The organism is Runella sp. R0.1_18, assembly GCF_057652155.1.
The window spans coordinates 80,183-94,539 of sequence record NZ_JBYFCK010000001.1; the positions used below are offsets into that span (position 1 = coordinate 80,183).

Annotated in this window: 8 protein-coding genes; 7 read left to right on the plus strand and 1 reads right to left on the minus strand. The window is 45.4% G+C overall.

Going from position 1 to position 14,357, the window contains the following annotated elements:
* Positions 1 to 366: 366 nt before the first annotated feature.
* The 6 genes from AC23P2_RS00325 to AC23P2_RS00350 all read left to right on the plus strand — a co-directional run bounded on the left by AC23P2_RS00325 (position 367) and on the right by AC23P2_RS00350 (position 12,547).
* Entirely contained in the window at positions 367 to 1,896 is a 1,530-nt protein-coding gene (locus AC23P2_RS00325; RefSeq protein ID WP_487771351.1) for a serine hydrolase, read from the plus strand.
* Between the two features lie 118 nt (positions 1,897 to 2,014).
* Entirely contained in the window at positions 2,015 to 3,466 is a 1,452-nt protein-coding gene (locus AC23P2_RS00330) for a TolC family protein (RefSeq protein WP_487771352.1), read from the plus strand.
* 70 nt (positions 3,467 to 3,536) lie between these two features.
* Positions 3,537 to 4,934 carry an efflux RND transporter periplasmic adaptor subunit gene (locus tag AC23P2_RS00335; protein ID WP_487771353.1) on the plus strand — a complete coding sequence of 466 codons (1,398 nt, stop codon included), beginning with the start codon at positions 3,537 to 3,539 and terminating at the stop codon, positions 4,932 to 4,934.
* Between the two features lie 181 nt (positions 4,935 to 5,115).
* Positions 5,116 to 7,242 carry an OmpA family protein gene (locus AC23P2_RS00340; protein ID WP_487771354.1) on the plus strand — a complete coding sequence of 709 codons (2,127 nt, stop codon included), beginning with the start codon at positions 5,116 to 5,118 and terminating at the stop codon, positions 7,240 to 7,242.
* A gap of 275 nt (positions 7,243 to 7,517) precedes the next feature.
* Entirely contained in the window at positions 7,518 to 10,751 is a 3,234-nt protein-coding gene (locus tag AC23P2_RS00345) for a SusC/RagA family TonB-linked outer membrane protein (RefSeq protein WP_487771355.1), read from the plus strand.
* Positions 10,752 to 10,789: 38 nt separating this feature from the next.
* Entirely contained in the window at positions 10,790 to 12,547 is a 1,758-nt protein-coding gene (locus tag AC23P2_RS00350; protein ID WP_487771356.1) for a RagB/SusD family nutrient uptake outer membrane protein, read from the plus strand.
* Between the two features lie 70 nt (positions 12,548 to 12,617).
* On the opposite strand, the gene cysM is transcribed toward AC23P2_RS00350, so the two are convergent.
* Positions 12,618 to 13,490 carry a cysteine synthase CysM gene (cysM, locus tag AC23P2_RS00355; RefSeq protein WP_487771357.1) on the minus strand — a complete coding sequence of 291 codons (873 nt, stop codon included), beginning with the start codon at positions 13,488 to 13,490 and terminating at the stop codon, positions 12,618 to 12,620.
* A 264-nt stretch (positions 13,491 to 13,754) separates the two neighbouring features.
* Here cysM and AC23P2_RS00360 point away from each other — a divergent pair, with 264 nt between their 5' ends.
* Positions 13,755 to 14,345 (plus strand): hypothetical protein, encoded by a 591-nt coding sequence (locus tag AC23P2_RS00360; protein WP_487771358.1) that lies wholly within the window; start codon positions 13,755 to 13,757, stop codon positions 14,343 to 14,345.
* Positions 14,346 to 14,357 lie beyond the last annotated feature (12 nt).

Sequence of the window (14,357 nt, forward strand, 5' to 3'; positions counted from 1 at the left end):
AGGCATTTGGTGCGTACAAACCTTTTTATAACTACAAACGTTATGCCTCGCTGAGGCATTTGGTGCGTACAAACCTTGGTATAACTACAAACGTTATGCCTCGCTGAGGCATTTGGTGCGTACAAACCTTTTTATAACTACAAACGTTGTGCCTCGCTGAGGCATTTGGTGCGTACAAACCTTTTTATAACTACAAACGTTATGCCTCGCTGAGGCATTTGGTGCGTACAAACCTTGGTATAACTACAAACGTTATGCCTCGCTGAGGCATTTTTAGGGCGTTTAATGCTAATTGAGGGGTAAATTATTATATTTGACATTCCTAAATCGTCATTCATCAACTTGTCTTTCACCCTCCCGCCAACTATGAAATTTCGTTCGCTCTTTTTACTCTTCTTGGTCTGCACCAACGTTCTTTTTGCTCAAAAGAAAACGTCGAAAGTCCCCGCGCCTACTCCGTTTGAAAGTTTCGATGGGTTTGTGAATCGGATGCTGACCGAATGGAGAGTACCAGGGGCTTCGGTGGCGATTGTGAAAGACGGGAAAGTGCTGTATGCCAAAGGATACGGCCTCAAAGACATTAAAAACAACTTACCAGTTACTGAAAATACGCTCTTTCCCATTGCCTCATGTAGCAAATCATTTACTTCGGCAGCACTGGCGATTCTGGCAGATGAGGGAAAACTTGACTGGAACAAACCCATTAAAGATTATTTACCCGATTTCCAACTGGCCGACGAATACGCCACCCGAACCATCACCGCACGGGAATTGGTATCGCACCGTACGGGATTGCCTCGCCACGATTGGACGTGGTTGTACGCCAACCTCGACCGCCAAGCATTGTACCAACGTCTCAAGTTTTTACCATTATCAAAACCCGTTTTTGCCCAATACCAATACAACAACCTCATGTATATGACAGCGGGTATTTTGGTAGAACGCCTTTCGGGAAAAAGCTGGGAAGATTTTGTCCGTGAAAAAATCCTGAAGCCCTTAGAAATGAATCAAACGGTATTGACTTATCCTGAGCTTTTTACGAGCAAAGACTACTCATTGTCGTACCGCGATAACAACGGCCAATGGGTTGAACAAGGGTTTGGCAGTAACGTCGATGCGATTGGCCCAGCAGGTTCTATCAAGTCGAGTGCTACAGAGATGGCCAATTGGCTTTTGATGCAATTAAACAAGGGGAATTTTGGGCAAAAACAAATCGTATCCGCCGCCAATCTCAAAGAAAATCATACCCCACAAACCGTTGTTGCACCCGCCGAAGTTACGTTTAGCGAACTTGGATATGCAAGCTACGGCATGGGCTGGAGTATCAACACCTATCGTGGTCATTTGCGATTGGCCCACAACGGCTCTATCGAAGGTTACCGCTCACAAATGGCCTTTTTCCCCAATAACAACCTCGGTGTAGTGGTCTTGACCAACACAGGATTTGCGGACTATCATTTTGTCAATACCATTAGTAACTACGTTTCTGACCAATGGCTGGGTCTTTCGATTATCGATTGGTCAGCACGTTTAAAAATAGCTCAAGCCGAAGCCAAGGCAAAAACCGATAAAGCCAAAGCCGACAACGCCGCCAAACGCAAAACCGACACCCATCCTTCTCATCCTGCAGAAGCATATAGTGGCGTTTATACGCACCCTGCCTACGGCAGCATCACGCTCGAAGCACGCGGAGAAAGCGACTACGTAGGGGCATTTCACGGATTATCGTTCCGTTTGCAACATTATCATTACGATGTTTTTGAAGGAACGGGCACTTTTGACCAAAGCAAGTTTGAGTTTAAAATCGACCCACAAGGAACCATCGACCGCGTGGTTGTTGGGATAGCCAACGCGGGTGATATTGAGTTTAAAAAAGTATCTCCCCCTGCTAAGTAGCTCACTGACTGCATCCTTTATATCCTCCTACTAATCCATTTATTTCACCGTTTATCCAATTTTCGTAGAGTGAGCAAACATTGTTTTGTAACCTTGAACTGAAAATCCCGATACAGCGATGAAAAAATGGTTACTCGCCTTTGCGCTGGGTTTTAGTGCATATACCCAGGCTCAACAAAAATATACCCTCCAACAGTGCGTTGGTATAGCGTTGGAAAACAACTTGCAACTGAAACAACAGGGACTTCAGGTGCAATCTGGCCAAAATACCCTCGACCAATCGAAGTGGCAGAAATTCCCTACCCTCAATTTAAGCGCCAACCAAGGTTTGCAATCGGGACGTAACATCGACCCTTTTACCAACCAATTTGTGGAGCAAACGGTCAATTTTTCAAGTTTTCAGTTAAATACTGGAATCAATTTGTTTAATGGGTACCAACTCAAAAACACCATTAAGCAAAACCAACAGAACCTTCAGGCACTGCAAAAAGACGTTGAAAGCAACCGTAATGCCCTTATTCTGAACGTGGCTACTTCGTACCTCAACGTTCTCAACAACCAAGAGCAGTTGGAGTTTGCCCGCCGCCAAGCCGAAACAACGCGGCTTCAGTTGGAGCGTACTGAGAAATTGGTAAAAGCAGGGTCACTACCCGAAATCAACCTTTACGATATTCGTTCGCAATTGGCCAATGATGAGCTGTCGATTGTAAATGCGCAAAACAGCATCGAAATCGCAAAGTTAACTTTGAAGCAATACCTCAATTTACCTGCCAGCGAAAACTTCGACCTCATTCCTATTAACATACCGCTTCCCTCAACGTCAGCGCCTTATGATGCGACGTTGGAGCAAGTCTATAATGCTGCCATCAAATACCTACCCGATATGGAAGCAGCCACGCTTCGGATTGAAAGTGCCAAAACAGGCATTGAGATTGCACGCGGCGCCAAACTGCCCTCGTTGTCTCTCGGTGGAGGGCTAAGTTCATCGTTTTCAAGTGCCGCTCCGAAGCAACGCTTTGTAGGCGACGGAGGAGCTTCTAGGGTCGTGGACGTTCCTTCAACCACTAGATACGTTTCTTACGCTGGACTTAGCGTTCCTGTGATTGAAAAAACGACCATTCCCAGCGGGTCAATCCAAAACTTTGGGTACCTCGACCAGTTGAGTTTCAACCGCAATGCTTCGTTGTCGCTGTCGCTTCGTGTGCCTATTTTCAACGCTTATCAAGTAAGATACCGCATTGCGAATGCCCAAATTCAGCAGAAAAATGCCGAGTATCAATCCCAAATCGTGCGTAATCAAGTACGTCAAACGGTCGAGCAAGCCTATTATACCATGCTCAATGCTGCCAAACGCTACGAGGCTACGGCCAAGCAAATCGAATCGTTGGAGTTGTCGTTCAAAGCCGCAGAGGCCCGCCTCAATGCGGGTGCGATTAACGCCGTTGAATACAACATTTCAAAAAACAACCTCGACCGCTCACGGGCAAGCCTTATTCAGGCCAAATACGAGTACATTTTCCGTTCTAAGATTTTGGATTTCTACCAAAACAAACCATTATCACTTGAGTAGTAAACCTCCTCTTTTCCTAACCGCATCAACCGAAACCGAACTGACTAAAATCAAAACTTTATCGTAGGCCATGGCACAAAAATCTTCTTCAAAAATATGGTGGATACTCGGAGGCGTTGTCGTTGCCCTCGGTGCAGGACTGTTTATTGCCAAACAAGCTGGATGGATTGGCAAAGTGAAGCCCACCGAAGTAGAATTTACCAAAGTAAAACGCTCTGACATCATTGAACGCGTAAGTGCGTCGGGAAAAGTTCAGCCAGAGATAGAAGTAAAAATCAGCCCTGACGTTCCTGGAGAAATCATTGGCTTGTACGTCGAAGAAGGCGATTCAGTAGTAAAAGGCCAATTGTTGGCCAAAATTCGCCCCGACAACTACGAAGCGCTCTTGGCACGTTCGCAGGCATCGGTCAACTCAAGTAAGGCCGAAGTAGAACGTTCTAAAGCCTCGCTTGCTCAGTCGAATGCCCAGTTGATTCGGGCAAAAACTGAATATGAGCGTAATCAGAAACTACTAGCCGACAAAGTGGTAGCGGAAGCTGATTTTCAACGTAGCGAAGCCGACTATCGCGTGGCACAACAAAACGTAGAAGCGGCCAAAGCTGCCGTGGAAGCCTCAAAGTTTAACGTGCAAAGCGCCGAAGCAGCCCTCCGTGATGCGGCTGAGAACTTGCGCAAAACCACCATTTACGCCCCCCAAAGCGGAACTGTTTCAAAACTAAACGTTGAACTAGGAGACCGTGTCGTAGGAACTTCCCAAATGGCAGGTACCGAAATGATGCGTATTGCCAACCTCAACAACATGGAAGTGCGCGTGGATGTTAACGAAAACGACATCGTGCGGGTCAATTTGGGCGATACCGTTGAAATTGAGGTTGACTCTTACGCTGACCGTAAGTTTAAGGGGATGGTCACTGAAATTGCCAACACAGCCAACGGCGTTGGAACGGCAACAGCCGTTTCTAACTCTGCGGATGCCGTAACTGAATTTGAAGTAAAAATTAAGATTCTTAATTCATCGTATCGTGATTTGATGGCCAAACGCGCCAAAAAATCATACCCTTTCAAACCAGGAATGACTGCCGCCGTTGAAATTATTACTGAACGTAAGTTGGGCGTTTTATCAGTGCCAATTTCGGCCGTCACAACCCGTGGAAAAGATGACGAAAGCGGAGAGAAAAAAGAAGGCGAAGAAACTCCTGCTTCTTCAAACAACAACGAATCAAAAGCTAAGAAAGAAGAGAAGTTGAAAGAGCTAGTTTTCATTAACGACAAAGGTAAAGCGGCCACGCGTGAGGTCGTAACTGGCATCAGTGATTTTGAAAACATTGAAGTTATCTCAGGACTTAAAGAAGGAGAAGAAATAATTTCTGGGCCGTTTATCGAAGTCTCGAAACGCCTTAAAGAAGGAACGCTGGTAGGCAAAAAGGTTGAAAAGAAAAAAGACGCAAAAGACACTAAGCAAGAGTAAGTTTACGTCGTATAGGTACTTTATTTTAAAGGTTTCCGTCCAATGGAATGTTCTTCAAAAGAGCATTCCATTTTTTTATTACAAGGGTATTCTCCATTAAAAACATAGGGTTTTACGACGGCTTTATCATTTTTTAAGGGAAAGTACTTAAATTTGCCTATTCTCCTATTTCCCCTAACCTATGCGTCTTACAGTCAGTTTTTTAGTTTTTTTGGCAAGTTTGTATTCCTCCTCCCTCTGGGGACAAACCGAATTCCGTCTTGGCGTCGAAGTTCGAGACAAATACACCAAGCGTCCGCTTGTTCCGATTGTCTCGGTTTTGGCCGTGAATACCGAATCCGAATTACCAGGCCAAATGGTCAATGATGCCTACGTTGTCAAAGTGAACCCAAGTACTCAATATCAAGTATTTGTCGCTTTTCAAGAGTACAAAACCTACCGCCAAACGCACACGTTTGAGGCGGGGTCGCCTTCCTCCACAGGCTATTTTCCTTTTGTGATTGACCTCGAACCTCTCAATCCACCCAAAACATTTGCGGTAGCCACCAATACCAATGCTGGGCATACCATTTTAGTGGTTGACAAAGCACAGCGTTCGGTTGTTACCAAGGCGGTTGTTACTATCAAAGACGAACGAAGTGGGCAATTTATTACTGCCAAAAAGAATCCCAACGTTGGAGGTAGCTGGCTGGCTGAGTTAAAGGATGCTGAGCAATATACCCTCGAAGTCAGCGCTCCTGAGTATGAAACTTACAAGAGCTCGCTAAAAATCAAAGCAGGGGAAGCCACGGAAGTAGTTCTTAATCGAATACCGAAGCAAGAGCTAAAGTTTGTTGCCATTGACGCCCTCACCAACAAACCCGTAGCGGCACAATTTAAGCTTTCGGACGAAATAAAAGAAAGCTACACAGGTACCACCAAAGCAGATGGAGACTTGTTCAACCCCACCGTCGTCGTTCAAAAACAACCTTATAACTTGTCAGTGACGGCCAGTGGTTACCGCCGTTACGAATCAAAACTTTTGATTACAGCCACCTCCTCCACGCCCGCCACACCACAAGTAATTAAGCTCTCAAAAGTAGATGTTATCCTAAAAATTAGAATCATTGAAGAACAATCTGGACAGCCAATCGTCGCCAATTTACGGGTGATTGACCAAGCTGATAAGCGTGCCATTCTGAACATTAAAGGAACCCCAGAAGGGCAAGCTATCACTCCCATTAGCCCTGGTCATCAATACATGATTGAAGCCGAAGCCAAGGGTTTTATGTCGTACCAACAACCGCTGGATAAAGTACTACCACTCCTGACTGAAACAAGCGACTTGACCGTCAAACTGACTAAAATCGGCGACACGTACCTCAGCCTCACCGCAACCGACGCCAACACAGGACAACGTATCCCAGCCATTTTTAAAATTACGGCCTCCCTCACCGAACAAACAACGGAAGTGAGAGGAACGGCTTCAACCATTGCCAAGCACAAAATAAAAGAACCTGATATTTATAAAATTGAAGTCGTTGCCAATGGTTATAAATCGGTTACCCACGACCTTGATGCCGAAGAAATGAAGGTGGGACAGGTGTTTTCGTATGAAGCCAAACTTACCCCCAACGCGGCCAAACCTGCCGCCTCGCCTTCACATGTATTCACGTTTAAAGTGTTAGATGCCCAATCGCGAAGGAGTGTCCCCAATCTCCGTTTTCGCGTCACCAGTATTGCCACTCAGAAAGCGATTCCTACCAAGGTGAGGTATGCCGATGTGACCACCCAACTTTCCCTCGACCAAGCCTATTTGGTGGAAGCCGAGGCCAACGGCTACGAAATGTACTCAATGCGCATCGACGCGGGTGATTGGGCGAAAAGAGGCGAATACCTGACCAATATTTCGTTGATTTCTCACAAAAAAGCCGCCGCCAAAGCCAAGCCTGTTGTAAACGAAAAAATCTTTGACAATATCAAAGCAGGCCAAACACTGACGATTGAAGATAATGTATATTTTGACCAAAGTAGCTATATCTTACGGCCAGAAGCTTATGGCCAACTAAACCGCCTAGCGGTGATTATGGCAAAAAACGCTGACATTAAAATCGAAATCGTAGGCCATACTGATAATATAGGCGACCCTAGGCTCAATCAAACCCTTTCGGAGCAACGCGCCAAAGTAATCGCAAACTACCTTGTTAACCAAGGAGCGGCCGAAGCCAATATTACCCACCGTGGCGAAGGACAAAGCAAACCCATTGCTCCCAATGATTCGGAAGAGAATCGCCAGCGTAATCGTCGGGTGCAGTTCCTGATCAAATAACAGCATTCAATCATAGCCCAAGCAAGCGAGCCTATCCTGAGAATGGATAGGCTCGCTTGTCGTTTATGCCCTTCCACTATTATTTATACCAAAACCTGTCAACTCCACTTTATTTATCGACATACAGGTCACTAATTTCGACCAAACCATATTTTTCTCAAAAATATTTTTTTTAAATTTTTAAAGTAAAAATGACATTTTTCCTAGTTTTACGGTAAGAATGGTTTACTGTTCTTTGTTATTGCTCATTCTATCTATCTAACTTTTTTTAACACATGAGAAAACAGCTCTACCTAGCTGCGTTATTGTGGCTTGTTGTACTAACAACATGGGCACAAAGCCGCCTCACTGGCCGCGTCACTGACTCAAATGATGGGAATCCACTACCAGGCGTTAGTGTGCTCATCAAAGGAACCAACACAGGTGTTACCACCGACGGCGAAGGCCGCTTTACTCTCACCCCTCCCTCTGCTGGCGCAACACTTGTAGTATCCTACATTGGCTACACTACACAAGAAATTGCGATTGGAAACCGCACGACCATTGATGTCTCTTTGGCCGTCGATGTCAAGTCACTTTCTGAAGTCGTTGTAACGGGCTATGCCTCACAGCGTAAGAAAGACATCACTGGGGCTGTCACTGTGGTTAGTGCCAAAGAGCTTACGGCAACTCCTGCGGCCAGCGTTACCCAAATGCTCCAAGGACGTGCCTCAGGGGTGGTTGTCGGAAACGATAACTCACCTGGGGGTGGTACCATGGTGCGGATTCGTGGGTTTGGTTCAATCAACAACAACAGCCCACTTTACGTGATTGACGGTGTACCGACGCAAGGTACATTGAACCAATTAAACCCCAACGACATCGAGTCGATGCAGGTCTTGAAAGATGCCTCGGCTGCCTCTATTTACGGCGCCCGTGCTGCCAACGGGGTAGTGATTATCACGACAAAAAAAGGCAAAACAGGCGAACCAAGCATTACATTCGACTTCTACAGTGGCACCCAGCGCCCAGGCAAAATGCTTAGTTTATTGAACACCCAAGAGCTTGGTCAGTATTTGTATGAGTCTGAGTTGGGTGCAGGAAAAAACCCTTCGGCGACGTCGCCTTCGGCACAGTATAAGTTTGGCCCTAATGGCGAGCAAACTATTGCTGACTACATTTACCCTAACGTATTTGGAGCGCTTCCTTCTAACTATACCTATACCAACGACATCGCTGATCCAAACTTGGGTAAAACAGCTTTCAACATTACCAAAGCCAACAAAGAAGGTACTGACTGGCAAGATGTGATTTTTGACCCAGCACCTATCGCCAACTTCCAGATAGGAGCTACAGGTGGTACAAAATCGGGCAAGTACGCGATTTCGGCCAACTACTTCAAACAAGATGGTATCTTACGCTATACCAAGTACGATAGATACTCTGTCCGTGCCAACACTGAGTTTACCAAAGGCAAATTGACCATCGGAGAAAACTTTACGTTCTCTTACGACGAAAGACAAGGGATTACGAACAACGACGAATCAAACCCTATCATGTTTGCCATTCGTGTTCACCCGATCATCCCTGTGTTTGACATCACTGGCGGCCCTGCCGAGTTAGGTGGAACAAACACTTCTCCTTACAATGGTTTTGCGGGAAGTAGAGGTAGTAACCTAGGAAATGCACCTAACCCATTGGCGCGTTTGTACCGCGAAAAAGACAACATTACCAAAGGTTCACACGTATTCGGTAACGTTTTTGCTGAGTTAGACATCCTTCCTGGATTAAAAGCACGGACAAGCCTTGGTTTGGAATATAACCAATACAACCGCTCTGAGTACTTCCACCGTGACATTGAAGCGGCCGAAGCACGTAACGCCAACAGCTTGAACGTAATTAATCAGTTTGACCGTTCGTTGACTTGGTTTAACACCTTGAATTACAGCAAAACCATAGGGGTTCACAATTTCAACGTACTCGTAGGGACAGAAGCCGTGAAAACATACGCGTTTGGTTTCCAAGCCAGTCGTAGTGCTTTTGCTTTCGATGATTTGGATTATCGCTACCTTGATGCAGGTTCGGCATCAGGTTTGAGCAACGCAGGCGGTGGAGCAACGCTTAGTTCATTGTTCTCACAGTTTGGAAAAATCAACTACTCATACAAAGATTTCATCCTTGCAGACTTCACCCTTCGCCGCGACGGTTCTTCGCGTTTCTCCGCAGCCAACCGCTACGCTATCTTCCCTGCATTCTCGGTGGGTATGCGTATGACCGAGCTTGGTTTTATGAAAGAAGTGAAGTTTATCAACGACTTGAAAGTACGTGCGGGTTGGGGTAAAACAGGAAACCAGTTGATTCCTAACGTTTACAACGCTTACACGCTTTACGCAGCAGACCCATCCAACAACGCCTACGACATCAACGGTACTGGAACTTCCATCGTTGGAGGTTTTGACCTCGTGCAGTTTGGTAACCCACAAGGTAAATGGGAAACCAACACCTCTACCAACATTGGTATTGATGCGGTGTTGTTGAACAACAAAGTGGAATTGGTTGTGGACTGGTACAATCGTCTGACAAGCAACATGCTTACCCAGATTGCGATTCCACGTACGGCAGGAACAGGTACAATTCCATATACAAACATCGGTTCAGTACAAAACCGTGGTATTGACCTTGGTATCAACTTCCGCGATAAAAAAGGAGACTTCCGTTACCAAGTGGGGTTGAACGTTGGTCACTACAAAAACGAAGTAAAGAAATTGAACGACGACCCGAACGCTACGGTATTTGGTTTTACAACGCGCCTTCCTGCCATCTCGGCTACCAAGGCTGGCATACCCATTGCTAGTTACTACGGTTATATTGTCGATGGTATCATCAAAGACGATGCCGAAGCAGCAGCAGCACCTAAGTTTGGAACATACACCAGAGCTGGGGTATTCAAATTCCGTGACATCAACGGCGACGGCGTAATCACTGCCGCTGACCGTACCATCATGGGCAACCCGCACCCTAAGTTTACCTATGGTCTCAACATTAATTTAGGTTACAAAAACTGGGATTTGACCATGTTTGGTCAAGGTGTTCAGGGCAACCAATTGTTTAACTACGTTCGTTATTGGACAGACTTCAACGTATTCCAAGGCAACCGTTCAAAAGACATGTTGTACAATTCTTGGAGAAAACCAGGTGACGATGCAAAACTTCCTCGCTTGAACTCTGGCGATGCGACTAGCCAGCAAGTTTCTTCTTACTTCTTGGAAGATGGCTCTTACCTACGTTTGAAAAACATCCAGTTGACTTATACCTTACCTAGCACTTTGTTGAAAAAACTAGGAATGAGTTCTGCGCAAGTGTACGTCCAAGGCCAAAATGTATTTACACTTACAAAATACACTGGTCTTGACCCAGACATCAACTTGAGAAGATCAGGTAACGACAACCAAGACATCCACATGGGTATCGACGAAGGGGCATACCCTGTGGCGAAGTCGTATCTTGTAGGTTTACGCTTTGGTTTCTAATCTTAGTCAACAACAAGCAAAACATTTTCGAAACAACAATGAAAAAAGTAATCATACTAACGCTTTTGGTCGGCCTAAGCTTCTCTTGTTCTGAGAGCTTCTTTGACCTCAAACCCCAAGGACGCGCGTCTTTGGACCAATTATCTACTAAAAACGGTATCAATGCCCTTTTGATTGGTGCCTATTCGTTGCTCGACGGAGTTGGTGCGGGTAATACAGGTCGTCAATCAACGATTTCGAACTACGTTTTCGGTGGTATCAGCAGCGATGACGCCGTAAAAGGTACTGACGCGGGTGACCAGCCCGAGCAGTCGTTTATTGAGCAATACAACTGGTTGTCGGACAATACCTACTTCTTAGGAAAATGGTGGCATTCATACGACGGCGTTGCTCGTTGTAACGAAGTAATTCAAATTGTGGCGAATGTAAAAGACATGACCGATGCCGAAAAAACGCAGGCCATTGCAGAAGCTCGTTTCTTGAGAGGTCACTACCACTTCGAAGCAAAAAAAATGTGGAACAACGTGCCGTTCATCGACGAAAAAGTCTATAACCGCGATGATCCGACCTCAACAAAGATTCCTAACGACAAAGACATTTGGCCAAACATCGAAGCTGACTTTGACTTTGCCGCCAAAAACCTTCCTGCCATTCAAGCCCAAAAAGGAAGAGCCACGCAGTGGGCGGCTAAGTCTTACCTTGCAAAAGCTTACCTTTTTCAGAAAAAATGGGCAGCGGCTAAAACTTTGTTGGAAGATGTTGTGAAAAACTCTGGCAAAAAACTCGTTGCAAACTACCACGACAACTACCGCACAGTTACTAACAACAATTCTGAGTCTATCTTTGAAGTGCAGTTCTCAGTAAACGACGGTACAACGGGTAACAACGGTAACGCTGGCGACAACCTTAACTGGCCTTATTCGGCAACTGCTCCAGGTCGTGGTTGCTGCGGCTTTTACCAACCTTCGCACAACCTCGTAAACGCGTTCAAAACAGAAAACGGTTTGCCAATGATTGGAACTGCTGCTGACGGCACGCTCGATACGTACAACAAAGTAGATTTGCCAAGCGACCAAGGTATCGTCGCTGCCACTGCTTTTACCCTTGACAAAACAATCCCTGTTGACCCTCGTCTGGACTGGACAGTAGGTCGCCGTGGCGTAAACTTCCTCGACTGGGGGCCAATGCCTGGTTCTACTTGGATTCGTGACCAAGCTTACGCAGGGCCGTTCACTGGTAAAAAATGGATGTATTACCTTGCCGAAGAAAACAGCACTACTCACTCGACAAGCCGCCGAAACGTAAACAACAACTATCGCCTCATCAAACTTTCGCACGTATTGTTGTGGTTGGCAGAATGCGAAGTTGAACTTGGCAACTTAGCCGCAGCAGAAGGTTACGTAAACCAAATTCGTGTACGGGCAAAAACAGGTTCGGTACAAGACCCAACAGTCACTTACCAAGTTGAACCGTATCCAACAGGTACTTTTGCGGGCAAAGGCGCTGATTATGCCCGCAATGCCGTTCGGATGGAACAACGTCTTGAGTTTGCGATGGAAGGTCACCGTTTCTTTGATTTGGTACGCTGGGGCATCGCCGAAAAAGTGTTGAACAAATACGCTGCCGAAGAATCAGTACAAGGAACTGAGCCTTCAGGACGTAAGTTCAACAAGCGTTCGTACATGGCAGGAAAAGTTTTTGCTTCTAAAAACTTGTACTTCCCACTTCCGCAAGACGAAATCTTGAACAGCCAAAAAGGAGGTCAACCTACGTTGAAACAAAACCCAGGCTACTAGGCTTTACAACCTCCCGAAAGTTCTAAACTTTCGGGAGGTTTTTATCTAAACTTTCGGGAGGTTTTTATTTTTACCCAAACAAATCACTTGACAAATAGCGGTCGCCACGGTCGCAAACGATGAAGACAATCACGCCTTCTTCGAGTTCATTGGCCAACTGAATCGCTGCATGAGCCGCTCCTCCGCTGCTCATTCCCGAAAAAACGCCTTCTATTTTTGCCAAATCGCGCGCACGTAGCGTCGCGTCATTTTGCGAAACTTCAATTACTCTATCCACCCGCGCTGGTTCAAAAATCTTTGGTAGGTATTCTTGAGGCCATTTACGAATCCCTGGAATACTCGACCCATCCGTAGGTTGGCAACCTACGATTTGCACATTGGGGTTTTGTTCTTTCAAGTAGCGAGACGTTCCCATGATGGTGCCCGTAGTTCCCATCGACGACACAAAATGTGTCACTTTTCCTTCGGTATCTCTCCAAATCTCAGGGCCCGTGCTCCGATAATGCGCGAGATAATTATCGGGATTGGCAAATTGATTCAACATCAAATACCCACCTTCGGCCACTTTGGCATCGGCATAGTCTCTAGCCGACTCGATGGTGTCTGTCAATATCACTTTTGCCCCAAATGCCTCCATCGTAAGTACGCGCTCACGGGTAGAATTTTTGGGCATGGTTAACTCAATCTCAATGTCGTACAAACGGGCGATCATCGCCAACGCGATGCCCGTATTCCCGCTTGTAGCCTCGATGAGTTTCATGCCAGGTTTGATTTCACCACGCTCAACCGCTCCTTTTATCATACTATACGCGGCGCGGTCTTTGACACTTCCTCCTGGGTTATGACCTTCGAGTTTGGCCAAAAGGGTTACTTTTCGGTTTGGATTTATCATTTTCAACTCCACCAACGGAGTATTTCCTACAAAATCTAAAAGACTGGGCATGACATCAATATTGGTTAATGTTTTAAAACTAAGCAGAATCTATGAGTTATCGGTTCCCTTTTCCTCGTAAAAATACAACTACCATTTTTCTCCACCGTAAAAGTAATTTATCTTTGATTTTGGTTTCGTTCAAAACCACTAGATTTCTGCCGTAAATGCCCTGAAAGATACGTACGATTATCCCGAATGTCATTATTGCCAACAACATTAGATACATTGAAAACCAACTCAAAGAACAAATAAGTAAACTTATAAGTTGATTTTATGAAAGTTGGCGCTAACTTTGCACTTCAAAAAATTGCTCATAACCTGTACAGTGTAGTATTTGAAAATGCTGACGGTCACGCTTTTGAAGAGATTTTTAACAATTGGAATGACATAGAATACCTTTTTGATTTTTTTGAAGAGCATCAAACAGACCTTCAAAGTGAGTTTTGGATATCACTTTTTGGGGAAAGTATTTCTACCGAAGAGGCTATCGAAAGAACAAGGCGGCAGACAGATGCTTTTGAAAAAAAGATAATTGACCTTGCCAACTCAACCACTGCTCCCGATGACACCAATCTAAGCTCCCTTTTTGTACCGCTACTCAAACAAAACTCTACGCGCAAACCCCTGCTCAATAGTACCACAAAAGCCTACGGGCTTGCAAAAGCAAGTTGGCTTAGGGTCTATGCAGTGCGTATAGCCGACGTTTTCATCATAACAGGCGGGGCCATTAAACTGACACCAACAATGGAAGAACGCCCCCATACTCAATACGAATTGGACAAATTATTGAATGTGGCAAGTATCTTAAAGCGAAATCATTTTAGCGAAAATACTGATTTTGACACTGGATACATTGACATATAACCACAACCAAAC

Excerpts from the sequence above, each read along its gene's own strand:
- AC23P2_RS00325 (WP_487771351.1), top strand. The coding sequence starts at position 367 with ATGAAATTTCGTTCGCTCTTTTTACTCTTCTTGGTCTGCACCAACGTT.
- AC23P2_RS00345 (WP_487771355.1), top strand. The coding sequence starts at position 7,518 with ATGAGAAAACAGCTCTACCTAGCTGCGTTATTGTGGCTTGTTGTACTA.
- AC23P2_RS00335 (WP_487771353.1), top strand. The coding sequence starts at position 3,537 with ATGGCACAAAAATCTTCTTCAAAAATATGGTGGATACTCGGAGGCGTT.
- cysM (WP_487771357.1), bottom strand. The coding sequence starts at position 13,490 with ATGCCCAGTCTTTTAGATTTTGTAGGAAATACTCCGTTGGTGGAGTTG.
- AC23P2_RS00340 (WP_487771354.1), top strand. The coding sequence starts at position 5,116 with ATGCGTCTTACAGTCAGTTTTTTAGTTTTTTTGGCAAGTTTGTATTCC.
- AC23P2_RS00350 (WP_487771356.1), top strand. The coding sequence starts at position 10,790 with ATGAAAAAAGTAATCATACTAACGCTTTTGGTCGGCCTAAGCTTCTCT.
- AC23P2_RS00330 (WP_487771352.1), top strand. The coding sequence starts at position 2,015 with ATGAAAAAATGGTTACTCGCCTTTGCGCTGGGTTTTAGTGCATATACC.
- AC23P2_RS00360 (WP_487771358.1), top strand. The coding sequence starts at position 13,755 with ATGAAAGTTGGCGCTAACTTTGCACTTCAAAAAATTGCTCATAACCTG.